At 63.9% G+C, this 15,472-nt stretch carries 16 protein-coding genes and 2 rRNA genes; 6 read left to right on the top strand and 12 right to left on the bottom strand.

Features of this window, described 5'->3' with window-relative positions; genetic code table 11:
* Nucleotides 1-325: 325 nt before the first annotated feature.
* Nucleotides 326-1,300 carry a LysR substrate-binding domain-containing protein gene (locus C4B30_RS29830; RefSeq protein WP_027784947.1) on the bottom strand — a complete coding sequence of 325 codons (975 nt, stop codon included), beginning with the start codon at nt 1,298-1,300 and terminating at the stop codon, nt 326-328.
* 121 nt (nt 1,301-1,421) lie between these two features.
* Here C4B30_RS29830 and C4B30_RS29825 point away from each other — a divergent pair, with 121 nt between their 5' ends.
* The 3 genes from C4B30_RS29825 to hemP all read left to right on the top strand — a co-directional run bounded on the left by C4B30_RS29825 (nt 1,422) and on the right by hemP (nt 3,261).
* Entirely contained in the window at nt 1,422-2,294 is an 873-nt protein-coding gene (locus tag C4B30_RS29825; RefSeq protein WP_027784948.1) for a pirin family protein, read from the top strand.
* Nucleotides 2,295-2,392: 98 nt separating this feature from the next.
* Entirely contained in the window at nt 2,393-2,875 is a 483-nt protein-coding gene (locus tag C4B30_RS29820) for an SRPBCC family protein (protein ID WP_027784949.1), read from the top strand.
* A 140-nt stretch (nt 2,876-3,015) separates the two neighbouring features.
* Nucleotides 3,016-3,261 (top strand): hemin uptake protein HemP, encoded by a 246-nt coding sequence (gene hemP / locus C4B30_RS29815; protein ID WP_027784950.1) that lies wholly within the window; start codon nt 3,016-3,018, stop codon nt 3,259-3,261.
* 277 nt (nt 3,262-3,538) lie between these two features.
* Here hemP and C4B30_RS29805 read toward each other — a convergent pair whose 3' ends face one another.
* The 5 genes from C4B30_RS29805 to uvrB all read right to left on the bottom strand — a co-directional run bounded on the left by C4B30_RS29805 (nt 3,539) and on the right by uvrB (nt 9,091).
* Nucleotides 3,539-4,936, bottom strand: coding sequence for a 4Fe-4S binding protein (locus tag C4B30_RS29805; RefSeq protein ID WP_027784951.1), 1,398 nt, complete (start codon nt 4,934-4,936; stop codon nt 3,539-3,541).
* Nucleotides 4,933-5,775: an FTR1 family iron permease gene (locus tag C4B30_RS29800; protein WP_027784952.1), complete on the bottom strand. Its 843-nt coding sequence runs from the start codon at nt 5,773-5,775 to the stop codon at nt 4,933-4,935. Before C4B30_RS29800 ends, C4B30_RS29805 begins: the two co-directional genes overlap by 4 nt.
* 58 nt (nt 5,776-5,833) lie before the next feature.
* Nucleotides 5,834-6,166: a cupredoxin domain-containing protein gene (locus C4B30_RS29795; RefSeq protein WP_006478303.1), complete on the bottom strand. Its 333-nt coding sequence runs from the start codon at nt 6,164-6,166 to the stop codon at nt 5,834-5,836.
* Between the two features lie 55 nt (nt 6,167-6,221).
* Entirely contained in the window at nt 6,222-6,773 is a 552-nt protein-coding gene (locus C4B30_RS29790; protein WP_006483880.1) for an iron transporter, read from the bottom strand.
* Nucleotides 6,774-7,000: 227 nt separating this feature from the next.
* On the bottom strand, nt 7,001-9,091 hold the full coding sequence (uvrB, locus tag C4B30_RS29785; protein ID WP_027784953.1) for an excinuclease ABC subunit UvrB: 2,091 nt from the start codon (nt 9,089-9,091) through the stop codon (nt 7,001-7,003).
* Nucleotides 9,092-9,350: 259 nt separating this feature from the next.
* Here uvrB and C4B30_RS29775 point away from each other — a divergent pair, with 259 nt between their 5' ends.
* The gene (locus tag C4B30_RS29775; protein ID WP_027784954.1) at nt 9,351-10,550 is read left to right on the top strand and encodes an amino acid aminotransferase; all 1,200 of its coding nucleotides are present in this window, start codon (nt 9,351-9,353) and stop codon (nt 10,548-10,550) included.
* A gap of 117 nt (nt 10,551-10,667) precedes the next feature.
* On the opposite strand, the gene C4B30_RS29770 is transcribed toward C4B30_RS29775, so the two are convergent.
* Nucleotides 10,668-11,456 (bottom strand): 3-hydroxybutyrate dehydrogenase, encoded by a 789-nt coding sequence (locus tag C4B30_RS29770; protein ID WP_027784955.1) that lies wholly within the window; start codon nt 11,454-11,456, stop codon nt 10,668-10,670.
* Between the two features lie 164 nt (nt 11,457-11,620).
* Here C4B30_RS29770 and C4B30_RS29765 point away from each other — a divergent pair, with 164 nt between their 5' ends.
* Both C4B30_RS29765 and C4B30_RS29760 read left to right on the top strand, forming a co-directional pair.
* On the top strand, nt 11,621-12,592 hold the full coding sequence (locus C4B30_RS29765) for a potassium channel beta subunit family protein (protein WP_027784956.1): 972 nt from the start codon (nt 11,621-11,623) through the stop codon (nt 12,590-12,592).
* Between the two features lie 110 nt (nt 12,593-12,702).
* Nucleotides 12,703-13,548: a 23S rRNA (adenine(2030)-N(6))-methyltransferase RlmJ gene (locus C4B30_RS29760; RefSeq protein ID WP_027784957.1), complete on the top strand. Its 846-nt coding sequence runs from the start codon at nt 12,703-12,705 to the stop codon at nt 13,546-13,548.
* Nucleotides 13,549-13,563: 15 nt separating this feature from the next.
* On the opposite strand, the gene C4B30_RS29755 is transcribed toward C4B30_RS29760, so the two are convergent.
* The 5 genes from C4B30_RS29755 to C4B30_RS29730 form a co-directional block, all read right to left on the bottom strand.
* Entirely contained in the window at nt 13,564-13,932 is a 369-nt protein-coding gene (locus C4B30_RS29755) for a hypothetical protein (RefSeq protein ID WP_027784958.1), read from the bottom strand.
* A gap of 114 nt (nt 13,933-14,046) precedes the next feature.
* Nucleotides 14,047-14,193, bottom strand: a complete 147-nt coding sequence (locus tag C4B30_RS29750) for a DUF3563 family protein (RefSeq protein ID WP_006478295.1) — start codon at nt 14,191-14,193, stop codon at nt 14,047-14,049.
* 215 nt (nt 14,194-14,408) lie between these two features.
* Nucleotides 14,409-14,813, bottom strand: a complete 405-nt coding sequence (gene cueR, locus C4B30_RS29745) for a Cu(I)-responsive transcriptional regulator (protein WP_027784959.1) — start codon at nt 14,811-14,813, stop codon at nt 14,409-14,411.
* 247 nt (nt 14,814-15,060) lie between these two features.
* Nucleotides 15,061-15,173 (bottom strand): 5S ribosomal RNA (rrf, locus tag C4B30_RS29740).
* A 184-nt stretch (nt 15,174-15,357) separates the two neighbouring features.
* Nucleotides 15,358-15,472 (bottom strand): 23S ribosomal RNA (locus C4B30_RS29730); the annotation flags it as partial.

The raw sequence follows: 15,472 nt of genomic DNA, 5'->3' as shown, positions 1-15,472 counted from the left end.
CCCAAAGTAAAAGGCCTTCATCGCCAGATGAAGGCCTTTTTTCATGCGCACGCGGGCGCCTTCGGGCGGCGGGCTCTTTGGCGGTATCGGTTGCGCCTCGAGCAACGCAAATGCGACTTTGCCGTGGTCTGCACGGACTGCGCGTTCTGCCCTATCTGGCTCGCAATATATGCGGCCACCTGATTCCGCTCAGAACTTCCTTCGCGAAATGGGATTTCAATATAGGCCCGCCCGCGCGCGCATTCAAGGTTCCGGCGATTGAAACTTGCGATTGCAGGCGACGCTTCAATGACAAAACAAATTTGCGTCGTGGCGGACGGCGTGTTCAGGTCGCCGAAACATCGGCCGCCGCTTCCTTCTTCGCGCGCTCCGGGCAACCCGGCTCCTTGTACGCGCCATGGTCGAGCTTCTCGACCAGGTAATCGACGAACGCACGTACCGCGGGCGGCATCCCCTGACGCGATACGAACACCGCATACAGCTGCGGCACCGGCAGCGTCCAGCCGGGCATCACGGGCGACAGTTGCCCCGCGCGCAGCGCGTTGCCGTACATCATCTCCGGCAGCGCCGCGATGCCGAGGCCATCGAGCACGGCCTCGCGGATCGTCATCAGGTCGGCCGTCACGAGCCGCGGATCATGCTCGTGAACGTGGCGCGTTCCGTCCGGCGCGATCAGGTTGAATACGTGCCGGCCGTCGACGCTCGGCGTATCGAGCGTCTCGAAGCCGGTCAGGTCGTCCGGCGCCAGCGGCGGCGCATTCTGGCTCAGCAGGCTCGGCGCCCCGACCAGCATCTGCTCGGTGCGCCACAGCGGCCGCACGACGATGTTGGCGTTCTGCGGCGGCTCCGAGCGCACGCGCAACGCGACGTCGATCGAATCCTCGAACAGGTCGATCACGCGATTCGTCACGCGCACATGCACCTTCACCTCGGGATAGCGGCGCAGGAATTCGGGCAGGATGCGCGACAGCATCGTCTGCGACAGCGTCACCGGCACGCTGACGCGCACCGAGCCGCGCGGCGACGCGCGCAACTGCTGCACCGCGTTCATCGCGGCCCTCGCTTCGGCAAGCATCGCCTGACAATGCTGGTAGAACAGCTCCCCCGCCTCGGTCAGTGCAAGCTTGCGCGTCGAACGCTGCAGCAGGCGCACGCCGAGCGCCGCCTCGAGCTCGGTCAGGCGCCGCGACAGACGCGATTTCGAGATGCCCAGCACGCGCTCGGCGGCCGAGAAGCCGCCATGTTCGACGACCTGCGAGAAGTACATCAGGTCGTTCAGGTTATGTGCATCGATATTCATCTCATCGTTCCAATTTCAGAACAATCCATTGCGAACCGCCGCGAATCGAACGGTAAAACGCCCAATATAATAGCGCTATGTTTCAAAAATGACGCTATTCCGATGATTTCGAGGGCTTCCCATGACCACCGCTCGCTCGCTTGATCGCACCTACTCCGCGCTTCGCACCACCGAAGGCGGCGGTTTCGTGGTTCACCGCCCGTTCCCGACGCGGCTGCTGATGGATTTCGATCCGTTCCTGCTGCTCGATGAAATGGGCCCCGTCGACTACGCCCCCGGTGAAGCCGTGGGTGCGCCCGATCATCCGCATCGTGGCTTCGAAACCGTGACCTACGCGCTCGACGGACGCTTCCGCCATCGCGACTCGTCCGGCCATGCCGGCACACTCGGCCCCGGCGACGTGCAGTGGATGACGGCCGGCGCCGGCGTCGTGCACAGCGAGATGCCGGACCCGGCGTTCGCTCAGGCAGGCGGGCGCTCCCACGGCTTCCAGCTGTGGGTCAACCTGCCGCGCCGCGACAAAATGATCGCGCCGCGTTACCAGGAGATCCCGGCTGCCCGCATTCCGACCGCGACGTCGCCGGACGGCCGCGCGCGCGTGCGCGTCATCGCCGGCGAAGCATTCGGCGTACGGGCCGCGATCGAGACGCGCACGCCGATCCTCTATCAGCACTTCACGCTGGAGCCCGGCGCGGCGGTCACCCAGCCCGTACCGGCCGGTTATCGCGTGTTTGCCTATCCCATCGACGGAACGGGCCTCTACGGGCCTGACAGGCAGGCTGTCGACGCGCGACACATGATCGTCTACGGCGACGACGGCGACACCGTCACGTTCGCTGCCGGCGACACGTCGCTCGACCTGCTGCTGATCGGCGGTGTGCCGCTCAACGAGCCGATCGTCCGTTACGGCCCGTTCGTGATGAATACCGAGGAAGAGATCCGGCAGGCTGTCGTCGACTACCAGACCGGTCGCATGGGGCGCATCGAAACGTAAATCGGATCGGGGCGCAGGTGCCGCGAAGCCGGTGGTTTTGCGTCACAATAAGTTTTTGAACCATGTGGCCGCGCGCCCGCCAGAAGGAACCCGTCACCTTGAACTTCGAACATCTGATCCAGATCAACTCCGACGATCCGGCCGTGACGCCCCTCACCCGCGACCAGCTCTGGGAAGGTCTCGTGCTGCGTGCGGAACAGCCGCAACTGTTCGTGATCGGCCTCGACAGCTGCACCATTCACGAACGGACGGACACGACGCTCGAACGCGAACTGCATTACGGCCACGCGACCGTGCGCGACCACGTGACGTTCACGCCGAACCAGCAGGTCCGCTACGACATCCGCGCGGCCGACGGCGAGATCGGCGGCTCGCTGACGATGACGATCGAGGAGCGCGACGACCACGAGCTGTTCCTGCGTTTCGAGTACCGCACGACGCTGACGGTCACGGACGACAGCGAAGAAGCGCGACAGACGCACGGGATCGTCAAGGAGGCGTACCGCACGTCGGATATCGACACCGTGCGCCTGATCCGCGAATACGCGCAGGGTCGCAAGGATCCCGATCCGCTGCACTGAACCGCGTGGCGGCCTGCGGGCCGCCCTTTTTGATTCAAGCTATCAGCGCCGGCATTTCGATCGATAAAGAGTTTTTGTAAATGGGAATAGTTATCATTTAGAATTCATTCCATCGTATCGACAGTCACCGATCAAACCGAATGACCGACACCATGCGCCCGACCACGCTGACCCTGCGCCGCACCACCAGCACAGCAGCCAGCAGCCGTCAAAAGACGGCAGCGGTCACCACGCCGGCGAAACCCGCCGGCCACCGCGATGCAGGCACGCGGGTCGTCAACAGCGATGCGCTGCTGCAAGGCCAAAGCCACGTCAGCATCGCGCATAACGGAGAGACTTATCAGTTGCGCGCCACGCGGCTCGGCAAACTGATCCTGACGAAGTAACGACCGAGTATTGTGGGGACCACCTCCCTGAGAGGTGTTGGGCAGTAGCCAGCGGAACGGCTTGCACGCGAGATCTAGACCCCTTCGTGCAAACACACTCAAGCAGCCGTTGCAGCAAGCCAAGCCACTTTTTTGGTTCTCGCACAAGGAAGAAAAAAAGCGACGCGTCGAAGGACGTGTCGCTTTTCTGTTTGGGCAGCCAATGCGCGAAGCGCGCCCCCCCGGGTGTCGTTGTTGCCGTCAGTGCGCGACAGCGAGAAGCGGCATGTCCGCCGCTTCAGAACCCCCAGAACATCAACCACCATGCGCTGTCGACGACGGCCAGCCCGACGGCGAACCACGCGAATGCCGCGAGCCGGCGCGGCCACGCCGCATAGCGCCCCGTCACCTTCCATGCGAGCCACGCACTCCATACGTTGGCGCCGACCAGAATCGCGATGCGCACATCGGTTGCCCAGCCGAGCGGCACATGCTCGGCGCGCAGCAACGACAGCGTCGTGGCCGACAGGCCGAGGAACACGCCCGCGCCGGCGATCGGGATCAGCGCCTGCGCCAGGTGATGCAGGCGCACGCGATCGAAGCGGCCGAGCATCAGCGTGGCGCCGGCCAGCAACACCAGCAGCGCCGTGCCGTACACGAGCCCCGTGCCGACGATGTAGCTGACGACCAGCCCGCCATCGAGCCAGGAGAACACGTCGTTGCGATCCGGATAGTGCGTGAGCAGGAACCACGGCGCATTGGTCTCGAGCGGCCACGTGATGTCGTGGTCGATCAGCCAGCCCGCGAGCCATTGCTTGATCTGCACGAACCAGGGGCTGACGGTCCAGTGGAACGCGCCGATCGCCACGCCGAGCAGGCCGTACAGGATCAGCGCGGTGTCCCACGGATTGGCCTGTTCCGCACCGAGATTCACGACTTCGTCGGACGGCGAACGCAGCGACAGCGAAATCGCGTCGCGGTGCCCGCTGCAGCGGCCGCACATATGGCAGGCCGCCGCGCCCTTCATGTTGCGCAACGGCACGAGCGGCGCGCAGTTGATCGGAATCACGCGATGGCCGTGCTCGCCGTTCTTGTACGAACGGCGCCACGCCTCCTCGTCGACCTTGTAGCGCATCGGCGCGAGCCGTGCGAGCAGCCCGAACACGCCGTTGACCGGACACAGATACTTGCACCACACGCGTTTCTCGCGGCCGTACAGCAGGCCGATCACGATCGCACCGACGGTCGAGCCGCCGAGCACGAACAGCACCGCGAGCGGGTACTGGTACACGCTCACCATCTGCCCGTAGATCGTCGTGATGCCGAACGCGACGAACGGCCAGCCGCCCCATCGGATCCAGCGCGGAATCGGGCCGCCGCGGCCGAACTTGCTTGCGTATTCGGTGAGCGCGCCCTCCGGGCACAGCACACCGCACCAGACACGGCCGAGCATCACCATCGACAGCAGCACGAACGGCCACCAGATGCCCCAGAACGCGAACTGCGCGATGAGCGTGAGGTTGTTCCACAGGTGCGCGGAATCGTCCGGCAGCGGCAACACCGCCGGTACGATGATCAGGAACGCGTAGACGGCGACGACGATCCACTGGATACCGCGGATCAGCGCACCGTGGCGCTGCATCCACTGGCCGGCCTGCGCGAGCAGGCCCGGCTTGACGGCGGCGACAACGCTCATGCCGCGCGACCCGCTGCAACGGCCGGGCGGCGGCTCGCGCGCTTCATCAGCAGCCAGACCACCGCCCAGTACACCGCATACGCCACCAGGTTGGTCAGCGCCGGGTGCGCGCGATAGCCCGTCAGCGTCGCGACGAGCGAACCGAACGTGCCCGAATCATCGAGGATCGCGGACGTATCCCACACCTGCGAGATGCCGAGCGGCAGGATTTCCTTGTCGATCAGCTTGTCGACGCCGGTCTGGAACAGGCCCGCGCCGAGAAACAGCAGCATCACCTCGGTGACGCGGAAGAAATGCCGCCACGAGAAATACTTGCCGCCGAGCTGCAGCAGATAGAACGTGAGGAATGCGAGGCCGAGACCGATCACGACCGCGAGCATCTGGCTGCCGTCGACGTGGCCCGACTGGCCGAAACCGAGGCCGTACAGGAAGATCACCGTCTCGCTGCCTTCGCGTGCGATCGCGAGCGCGACCAGCACGGCGACGCCCCACCAGTTCGAGTCGCGCGTGCTTTGCTGCAGCGACTGCTCCATGTCGCGCTTCAGCGTGCGGCCGTGCCGGCGCATCCACAGCACCATCTGCACGATCAGCACACACGCGATCAGCACCATCGCCGTCTGGAAATAGTCCTGCGCGTCGCCGGACAACACTTCGGTAAACCCGACCAGCGCGGCGCCGAGGCCGACGGCCATCAGCAGACCGACGCCCACGCCGGCCCAGAGGAAAGGCAGGCCGCGGCGAGCGTCGTCGTCGCCGTTTTTCAGCCATGCATAGAGAATGCCGACGACGAGCAGCGCTTCGACGCTCTCCCGCCAGACGATGAACAAGATCTGACCCATCGATACCTCCTGACGCGCGGGGCGAGGGACTGGTACGCCCGCGCGCAGATAAAACGCGTTACTTCGCGACGATCACGCCCTGTGCCTGCTGGTGAAAATCGTCGAAAAACTTGTATTCGCCCGGCGACAGCGGGGCGACGACCACGAATGAATCGGCGCCCGGCGCAAGCACCTTCTCCTTGCGTAACTGCACGCTCTCGAATTCGGCGGCGCCCTTGCCGGTGTTCCTGATCTCGATCTTGAAACGCTGGCCGGCCGGCACTTCGATGCGGGCGGGATTCAGCTTGCCATCCGTCATCTCGAGCTTGAACGTCGGCAGATCGGCCGCATGCGCCGCGCCGGCAAGCCACAGCGCAGCGGCTGCGGCAACGATTTTCTGGGGAATTTTCATTCTGGGTTCTCTACGCCGACGGCGCGCCGAAGCGCGCCGTTCGTGATGCCACCGATCAGTAACCGCCCTTCTTGCCGATACCGGCGAACGGGAAGTCGTACTCGAGCGTGATGGGCTTGAACCACGGGCCCACGCCCGTTTCCTTGTCGACGTGGCGACCGAACGCCATGTGACCCGACTGCATCGGCGGCTTGACGACCATCGTCAGGTGATACTTGCCCGGGCCGGCGAGCTTCACGTTGTCGCCGTAGTGCGGGCCGTCGCTCGCGACCATGCCCATCAGGTCGCCCTCGGCCTTCCACTTCGTGTCGCCCTGCTTCGTCAGCTTGTACGTGACCTGCAGGTACGGCATCCAGTCGCCTTCCGCGAAACCGGTGGGGTTGTTCTTGACCGCATGGATGTCGGCCTCGAGGTGGATGTCGGAATCCGACGCCTTGCGCATCATGCCTTCCGGGTCCATCGTGATCGGCTGCAGATACACCGCGCCGATTTCCATGCCGCCCTGGATCTGCTGCTTGCCGATCGGATACTCGGCCGCCGAGGCCGACATCGCGGCCAGCGCCGCCGCTACCGCAACCGTCGTGCGGATGAACGAAGAACCCAACATGGACACTCCTTGTTATTTGTCTGACTATCTTGACGACATGCGAGCCGCCGCCGGGGCCGCCCGCTGGAAACACTAACGCGACGAAGAACGTTAATGCGAACTATTCTCAATACATGGGGAGTTTAGCACCGAACCCGTTTCGGAACAAACGGAGAGCGCTGTAAACCCCTGATACGACAAGGCTTACAGGCGCTTTACCAAAAGGATTCAGTGACGCTTGGAAAGATTTACCGGCCGCCGCTGATGTGGTCGCCGACGTTCGCGCCGAACACGCGTTCACGCAGCACGGCAAGCTGGTCGCGGGTCGCGGCGGCCTTCTCGAATTCGAGGTTCTTCGCGTAGTCGGCCATCTGCTTCTCGAGACGCTTGATTTCCTTCGCGAGTTGCTTTTCCGACATGTCCTCGAATTTCGCGCGCTGCTGCGCCTCCTTCAGCTCCGCGCGCGCGTCGTCGGCGTTGTAGACGCCGTCGATGATGTCCTTGATGCGCTTCACGACGCCGCGCGGCGTGATGCCCATCTTTTCGTTGTGGGCGATCTGCTTCGCGCGGCGCCGCTCGGTTTCGCCGATCGCGCGCTTCATCGACTCGGTCATGTTGTCCGCGTAGAGGATCGCCTTGCCGTTCACGTTCCGCGCGGCGCGGCCGATCGTCTGGATCAGCGAGCGCTCGGCGCGCAGGAAGCCTTCCTTGTCCGCGTCGAGGATCGCGACGAGCGACACTTCGGGAATGTCGAGGCCCTCGCGCAGCAGGTTGATCCCGACCAGCACGTCGAAGGTGCCGAGCCGCAGGTCGCGGATGATCTCGACGCGCTCGACCGTATCGATGTCGCTGTGCAGATAACGCACCTTGACGCCATGGTCGGCCAGGAACTCGGTCAGCTGTTCGGCCATGCGCTTCGTCAGCACGGTGATCAGCACGCGCTCGCCGGCCTTCACGCGCGCGTTGATCTCGGTCAGCACGTCGTCGACCTGCGAGCTCGCCGGCCGCACTTCGATTTCCGGATCGACGAGGCCCGTCGGTCGCACGACCTGCTCGGCGATCTGCCCCGTCACGCGTTTCTCGTAATCGGCCGGCGTGGCCGACACGAATACGACCTGGCGCATCTTGCGCTCGAACTCGGGGAACTTCAGCGGCCGGTTGTCGAGCGCCGACGGCAGGCGGAACCCGTAATTGACGAGGTTTTCCTTGCGCGCGCGGTCGCCGTTGTACATGCCGTTCAGCTGGCCGATCAGCACGTGCGACTCATCGAGCAGCATCAGCGCATCGGGCGGCAGGTAGTCGACGAGCGTCGGCGGCGGATCGCCGGGCGCCGCGCCCGAGAAATGCCGCGAATAGTTCTCGATGCCCTTGCAGAAGCCGAGCTCCTGCAGCATCTCGAGATCGAAGCGCGTGCGCTGCTCGAGGCGCTGCGCCTCGACGAGCTTGCCGTCGCGATGGAAGAACTCGAGCCGTTCGCGCAATTCGTCCTTGATCGTCTCGACCGCGCGCATCACGGTGTCGCGCGGCGTCACGTAGTGCGACGACGGATACACGGTGAAACGAGGGATCTTCTGCCGCACGCGCCCGGTGAGCGGGTCGAACAGCTGCAGCGTCTCGACTTCGTCGTCGAACAGCTCGACTCGCACGGCCATTTCCGCGTGTTCGGCCGGGAAGATGTCGATCGTGTCGCCGCGCACGCGGAACGTGCCGCGCTGGAAATCCTGCTCGTTGCGCGTGTATTGCATCGCGATCAGCCGCGCGATCACGTCGCGCTGGCCGAGCTTGTCGCCGGCGCGCAGCGTCAGGATCATCTGGTGGTACTCGGACGGATTGCCGATACCGTAGATCGCCGACACCGTCGCGACGATCACCACGTCGCGACGCTCCATCAGGCTCTTCGTCGCCGACAGCCGCATCTGCTCGATGTGCTCGTTGATCGACGAGTCCTTCTCGATGAACAGGTCGCGCTGCGGCACGTAGGCCTCGGGCTGGTAGTAGTCGTAGTACGAGACGAAGTACTCGACCGCGTTGCGCGGGAAGAACTCGCGGAACTCCGCGTAAAGCTGGGCCGCGAGCGTCTTGTTCGGCGCGAACACGATCGCCGGGCGGCCGAGCCGCGCGATCGTGTTGGCCATCGTGAAGGTCTTGCCCGAACCGGTCACGCCGAGCAGCGTCTGGAAGGCAAGGCCGTCGCCGACACCTTCGACGAGCGTGTCGATCGCGGTCGGCTGGTCGCCCGCGGGCGGATAGGGCTGGTAAAGCTGGAACGGCGACCCTTCGAAAGTGACGAATTTGGATTCGTCGAGCGCGTCGCCGACTTCGGCATGATGTTCGGACATGGAGTGCGGCCGGAGCAAGGGCAAAGAAAGCATTCTAGCGCTTCGCGGCCGCGCGAACTGCTGTCGGCTCCTGACGCGCGACGGCCGCCCGAATTCACGATTCGCCGCCCCGATCGCGACGGAATCACCGCCCCCGCCAGCGCGAATTCGCTACAATATCAGGCTGCTGCGCTTTCCGGCGTCGCCCCGTCGGCGCGTTCCACGACGCCCGTCCCGCCGGCTGAAAGCCTGACCCTCTTTTCACTACTGCCGAATCATCATGTCGCTCTTCTCCGCTGTCCAGCTTGCTCCCCGCGACCCGATCCTGGGCCTGAACGAAGCCTTCAACGCCGATGCGCGTCCGACCAAGGTCAACCTCGGCGTCGGCGTGTACACGAACGAAGACGGCAAGATTCCGCTGCTGCGCGCGGTTCGCGACGCGGAGAAGGCGCGTGTCGAGGCCGGCCTGCCGCGCGGTTACCTGCCGATCGACGGGATTGCCGCCTACGATGCGGCCGTGCAGAAGCTGCTGCTCGGCAACGACTCGCCGCTGATCGCGGCGGGCCGCGTGGTCACGGCCCAGGCACTGGGCGGCACGGGCGCGCTGAAGATCGGCGCCGATTTCCTGCGCACCGTGAATCCGAACGTGAAGGTCGCGATCAGCGATCCGAGCTGGGAAAACCACCGCGCGCTGTTCGAAGCGGCCGGCTTCGAGGTCGTCGCATATCCGTACTACGACGCGGCCACCAACGGCGTGAATTTCGAAGGCATGCTGTCGGCGCTGAACAGCTACGCGGCCGGCACGGTCGTCGTGCTGCATGCGTGCTGCCACAATCCGACCGGCGTGGACCTGACCGAAGCGCAGTGGCAACAGGTCGTCGACGTCGTGAAGGCGCGCAACCTCGTGCCGTTCCTCGACATGGCCTACCAGGGCTTCGGCGAGAACATCGAAGCCGATGCCGCCGCCGTGCGCCTGTTTGCCGCAGCCGACCTGAACGCGTTCGTGTCGTCGTCGTTCTCGAAGTCGTTCTCGCTGTACGGCGAGCGCGTCGGCGCGCTGTCGATCATCACCTCGAGCAAGGAAGAGGCCACGCGCGTGCTGTCGCAACTGAAGCGCGTGATCCGCACGAACTACTCGAACCCGCCGACCCACGGCGGCGCGGTGGTCGCAGCGGTGCTCGCGTCGCCGGAACTGCATGCTGCGTGGGTGCAGGAACTCGGCGAAATGCGCGACCGCATCCGCGCGATGCGTAACGGTCTCGTCGAGCGCCTGAAGGCGAGCGGGGTCGATCGCGATTTCAGCTTCATCAACGCGCAGCGCGGGATGTTCTCGTATTCGGGCCTGACCTCGGCACAAGTCGATCGCCTGCGCGACGAGTTCGGCATCTATGCGGTCGGCACGGGTCGTATCTGCGTCGCCGCGCTGAACACGCGCAACCTCGACGCGGTCGCCAATGCGGTCGCAGCGGTCCTGAAGTAAAGCCGCGCCGGACGGCAGCCGTCACCGGCCCCGCCCTGCCGACATGAAAAACGCGCTCCATGGAGCGCGTTTTTTTGCCGCTCGGCGCGGCGGGCGGCCGCACCGCCCGCCCCCGCCTTACTGCATGAACCATCCGTGGCTGACGACCACCGACTGGCCCGTGAGCGCGGCGCTCGGGAATGCCGACAGGAACAGCACCGTCTGCGCGACGTCCTGCACCGTCGTGAACACGCCGTCGACCGTGTTGCCGAGCATCACCTTCTTGATCACTTCCTCTTCGCTGATCCCGAGCTCCTTCGCCTGCTCCGGAATCTGCTTGTCGACCAGCGGCGTGCGCACGAAGCCCGGACACACCACGTGCGAGCGCACGTTGTGCTTCGCGCCTTCCTTCGCCAGCACGCGCGCCAGGCCCAGCAGCCCGTGCTTGGCCGTCACGTACGCCGACTTCAGCGGCGACGCTTCGTGCGAATGCACCGAACCCATGTAGATCACGACGCCGCCGCGATCGTCCTTGTACATGTGCTTGAGCGCGGCCTTCGTCGTCAGGAACGCGCCGTCCACGTGGATCGCCTGCATCTTCTTCCAGTCGGAGAACGAATAGTTCTCGATCGGGTTGACGATCTGGATACCGGCGTTCGACACGAGGATGTCGACCGAGCCGAACGCTTCGGCCACCTTGTCGATGCCGCTGTTCACGGCCTCCTCGCTGGTCACGTCCATCGCGACGCCGATCGCCTTGCCGCCGGCCTTGTTGATCTCGTCGGCGACCGCGTTCGCGCCGTCCTGGTTCAGGTCGGCGATCGCGACGGCCGCGCCTGCCTTGGCCAGCTCCAGCGCGATTTCCTTGCCGATGCCGCTCGCGGCGCCCGTGACGACTGCGGTCTTGCCGCTCAGATCTGCTGCCATGTCCGTCTCCTCCCGTTATCGGATCGATAAAACACGCGCCCGCCGCATCCGCGCTCGTCGCGAAATCGTATCGGCGTGCCAGCCGCCATTGTGCACGATCGGCCCCGCCGTTCGCGTGCAAAACGTCTAAGCTTAAGGTCGATTCCGTTCAGCAGGAGATTCTCATGCACTATCGACGGCTAGGCCGCTCCGGCCTGCAGATCAGCGAACTTTCCCTCGGGTCGTGGGTGACCTACGGCAACCAGGTCGACCAGCGGGTCGCGCGCGAATGCCTCGCCGCGGCCCGCGATGCGGGCGTCAATTTCTTCGACAACGCCGAAGTCTATGCCGGCGGCAAATCCGAGGAGATCATGGGCCACGCGCTCAAATCGCTCGACTGGCCGCGCGTCAGCTATATCGTGTCCACGAAGTTCTTCTGGGGGCTCGCGGAAGCTCCGAACCAGTATCACACGCTGAACCGCAAATACCTGATGAACGCGATCGACGGCTCGCTGCGACGGCTGCAGCTCGACTATGTCGACCTCGTCTATTGCCATCGCCCCGATCCGCATACGCCGATCGAGGAAACCGTCTGGGCGATGAGCGACATGATCGTGCGCGGCAAGGCGCTGTACTGGGGCACGTCGGAATGGAGCGCCGACGAGATCCGCGCGGCATGCGAGATCGCCGAGCGGCATCATCTGCACAAGCCGGTCGTCGAACAGCCGCAGTACAACCTGTTCCACCGCACCCGGGTCGAACAGGAATATGCGCGGCTCTACGACGATTACGGTCTCGGCCTCACGACCTGGAGCCCGCTGGCGTCGGGCCTGCTCACCGGCAAATACCGCAACGGCGTGCCGGCCGGCAGCCGCGCGCAGTTGCAAGGCTACGACTGGATGCGCGAACGCCTGACCGATCCGGCCGCCAACGACATCGTCGAACGGCTCGGCGAGATCGCCGCCGAACTCGGCTGCAGCACCGGCCAATTGGCAATCGCATGGGTGCTCGCGAATCCACGCGTGAGTTCGGTCATCACCGGCGCATCGCGAATCGACCAGATCGGCGACAACATGCGCGCGCTCGACGTGGCCGCGAAGCTGACGCCGGATGTGAAGCAACGCATCGAGGCAGTGGTCGGCGACGCATACGAGTAAGGCGGCGCGCGGCCACTCGCGTACAATACGCGGCCGCATCGGCGCCCGGCCAACGGCCGCGTACGAGCAACCGCTTTCATCGATTCACCTTTCGTTTCAGGCAGCCCGCCATGCTCAGTTATCGTCACGGTTTTCACGCAGGCAACCACGCGGACGTGCTCAAGCACGCCGTCGTCGTCCAGCTGCTGCGCTACCTGAACAACAAAGATAAATCGTACTGGTACATCGATACGCACGCAGGCGCCGGCGTGTATTCGCTGCGCGACGGTTATGCAGCGAAGACGTCGGAATTCGATACCGGCATCGGCCGGCTGTGGAACGAAAAGAACCTGCCGGAGGCGCTGGGCGACTATGTGGATGAAGTCCGCGCGCTGAACGACGACGGCGAACTGCACTTCTACCCGGGCTCCCCGTACATCGCGTGGCGGTCGATGCGCGAGCAGGATCGTATGCGCCTGTTCGAAATGCACACGACGGAAATCGATGTGCTGCGCCACAATTTCCGCGACGCGGGGCGACGCGCGATGATCTTCGCCGGCGACGGCTTCGAAGGTATCAAGGCGCTGCTGCCGCCGCCGCCGCGACGTGCACTCGTACTGATCGATCCGTCCTACGAGGACAAGAAGGATTACGCGCGCGTGGTGAGCTGCCTGACGGAATGCCTGAAGCGTTTCGCGACCGGCTGCTATGCAATCTGGTACCCGCAGGTCACGCGGCTGGAATCGCAGCGCTTTCCCGAACAGCTGAAGCGCCTGCAACCGAACAACTGGCTGCACCTGACGCTGACGGTATCGAATCCGCCGACCGACGGGCTGGGCCTCTACGGCAGCGGGATGTTCATCCTGAATCCTCCGTATACGCTCGCCCAGAGCATGAAGGAGGTGTTGCCGTACCTGGTGGAGAAGCTGGGACAGGACGGCGGCGCCCGCTATCAAATCGAGCACCGCGGAAACTGATCGGGAGACGGGTCGTTACGGCTGGGGTCTCGGCGCGAGCCTCGGCTGGTTGGCCGGCTGCCCGCCCCAGGCCGGAACATTGATATACGGCGCGACGAACAGCGGAACCGACGTGTTCGGCGCCTGCCCGGCCGGAGCCCGCATGCCCGCAGGCTCGACGATCGGCTCCGGGGACAACGGCGCCGTCTGCAACATCAATCCGCCCTTGCCGTCCTGGATACCGCGCTGCGTATCGAGAACGAGCGGCCTGGACGACGTCGCGGCAGCGGCCGCGAGGGCATGAACGAGCACGGCGGCGCCCAGAACGAGACGCGCGCGGGTATTGCGACGCACATCGACACGCAAACGCATGATCGTGTCCTTCAGGATGAAAAGCAGGTCCATACCATAGCGCTGCACCGACGATTTCGCCAGATCCGGCGCACAAAAAAACAAAGCCCCGTCAATACGGGGCTTGCTTATCGTTCGGTGCCGCTCGGCACCTGACGGTGACTCCGATTACAGCGAGTAGCCGTTGGTTTCGAGCGAGCGGATGCGGCTCTCGAGCTGGACGATGTCCGACGACGTGGCGAGGTAAGCCTCACGGCGCTCACGTTCTGCGGATTCGAACCAGTTGCTCAGCTTTTCGACGATGTAGGCGATCATGACGTTCTCCAAGGAAGAGGGACCCCTGGTGAATCGAGATTCAGGGATTTCCCGTATAGGGTTATCCCGAATTATAGCGACGCCGCACCAAGATGCTAGTGAAAAACTTGCATGGAAACCATTCCAATTCGGAATGGAAGCGATCGGATTTCCTCTACCCTATTGATTTTTAACGATATTGAGTCGAAGCTCGTTTTGGGGCCCGAGGGCACGCACTAATTTGGTTCACCGACGGGATCGGCCAGACGCGCCAAAATCGGGCATTCAGGGCGGCCATCACCATGGCAGTGCGCGGCCAGATCGGCCAGCGTGTCGCGCATGTCGCTCAGCTCCGCGATGCGTTTGTCGAGTTCGGCCACGTGCTCGAGCGCGATCGATTTCACTTCGGCGCTGGCGCGCGAGCGATCCTGCCAGAGCATCAGCAACTTGCGAATATCCTCGACGAGAAAGCCAAGCCGTCGCGCCTGACGGATGAACCGCAGGATATGGATTTCGTCCGCGCCGTAGATCCGGTAGCCGGCATCGGTACGCTTGCTCGGCGCAAGAAGGCCGACCTGTTCGTAGTACCGGATCATTTTCGCGCTGACTCCGGATTCGCGCGATGCATCGCCGATATTCATTCCCCCGCCCTCTTCATCAAGCTCTGGTTTCGAACACGAATGTCGACGGATCCCCTCGTCGACGACACTTCGATCGTATCAAATCGCGGAGCTTCGTTCCGGGGGAAGGCTTGGCGGCAGGGATGCAGATGAGGGATCTGGCGCGCACGTTGTAGGGTTACGAGGAATGGGCGCGCTTCGCCGTGCTTTTTAGGTGCCGAAATGCAAAAACCCCCGCCTTGTCGGGCGGGGGTTTCTGGCTTAGGGAGCCTGACGATTACCTACTTTCACACGGGAATCCGCACTATCATCGGCGTAGAGTCGTTTCACGGTCCTGTTCGGGATGGGAAGGGGTGGGACCGACTCGCTATGGTCATCAGGCAAAGGGGGTTGTTCTGCTGGCGTGGCCAACAGAACCAATCTGGGAAGAAGCAGTAATTTTGAGTTGTGAGCTGTATCTCACACGTACGCGGTACTTCAACCGTCGTACGTCGAGTGCCTTGCACTCGACGCTCGATGTCCGTAAGCGCTAAAGCGCTAACGGGCATCGAGACAGACTTGTTATAGGATCAAGCCTTACGGGCAATTAGTATCAGTTAGCTGAACGCATTACTGCGCTTACACACCTGACCTATCAACGTCCTGGTCTCGAACGACCCTTCAAGGGGATCCAGTCCCCA

The organism is Burkholderia sp. BE12, assembly GCF_002959955.1.
In the GTDB taxonomy this organism is placed as follows: Bacteria; Pseudomonadota; Gammaproteobacteria; order Burkholderiales; family Burkholderiaceae; genus Burkholderia.
Note: the sequence above shows the minus strand (reverse complement) of the source record. Positions and strands in the feature narration are given on the sequence as shown.

Bases quoted from the DNA above. Each gene is read 5' to 3' on its own strand.
- C4B30_RS29830 (WP_027784947.1), bottom strand. From the start codon at position 1,300: ATGAATATCGATGCACATAACCTGAACGACCTGATGTACTTCTCGCAG.
- C4B30_RS29825 (WP_027784948.1), top strand. From the start codon at position 1,422: ATGACCACCGCTCGCTCGCTTGATCGCACCTACTCCGCGCTTCGCACC.
- hemP (WP_027784950.1), top strand. From the start codon at position 3,016: ATGACCGACACCATGCGCCCGACCACGCTGACCCTGCGCCGCACCACC.
- C4B30_RS29805 (WP_027784951.1), bottom strand. From the start codon at position 4,936: ATGAGCGTTGTCGCCGCCGTCAAGCCGGGCCTGCTCGCGCAGGCCGGC.
- C4B30_RS29800 (WP_027784952.1), bottom strand. From the start codon at position 5,775: ATGGGTCAGATCTTGTTCATCGTCTGGCGGGAGAGCGTCGAAGCGCTG.
- C4B30_RS29795 (WP_006478303.1), bottom strand. From the start codon at position 6,166: ATGAAAATTCCCCAGAAAATCGTTGCCGCAGCCGCTGCGCTGTGGCTT.
- C4B30_RS29790 (WP_006483880.1), bottom strand. From the start codon at position 6,773: ATGTTGGGTTCTTCGTTCATCCGCACGACGGTTGCGGTAGCGGCGGCG.
- uvrB (WP_027784953.1), bottom strand. From the start codon at position 9,091: ATGTCCGAACATCATGCCGAAGTCGGCGACGCGCTCGACGAATCCAAA.
- C4B30_RS29775 (WP_027784954.1), top strand. From the start codon at position 9,351: ATGTCGCTCTTCTCCGCTGTCCAGCTTGCTCCCCGCGACCCGATCCTG.
- C4B30_RS29770 (WP_027784955.1), bottom strand. From the start codon at position 11,456: ATGGCAGCAGATCTGAGCGGCAAGACCGCAGTCGTCACGGGCGCCGCG.
- C4B30_RS29765 (WP_027784956.1), top strand. From the start codon at position 11,621: ATGCACTATCGACGGCTAGGCCGCTCCGGCCTGCAGATCAGCGAACTT.
- C4B30_RS29760 (WP_027784957.1), top strand. From the start codon at position 12,703: ATGCTCAGTTATCGTCACGGTTTTCACGCAGGCAACCACGCGGACGTG.
- C4B30_RS29755 (WP_027784958.1), bottom strand. From the start codon at position 13,932: ATGGACCTGCTTTTCATCCTGAAGGACACGATCATGCGTTTGCGTGTC.
- C4B30_RS29750 (WP_006478295.1), bottom strand. From the start codon at position 14,193: ATGATCGCCTACATCGTCGAAAAGCTGAGCAACTGGTTCGAATCCGCA.
- cueR (WP_027784959.1), bottom strand. From the start codon at position 14,813: ATGAATATCGGCGATGCATCGCGCGAATCCGGAGTCAGCGCGAAAATG.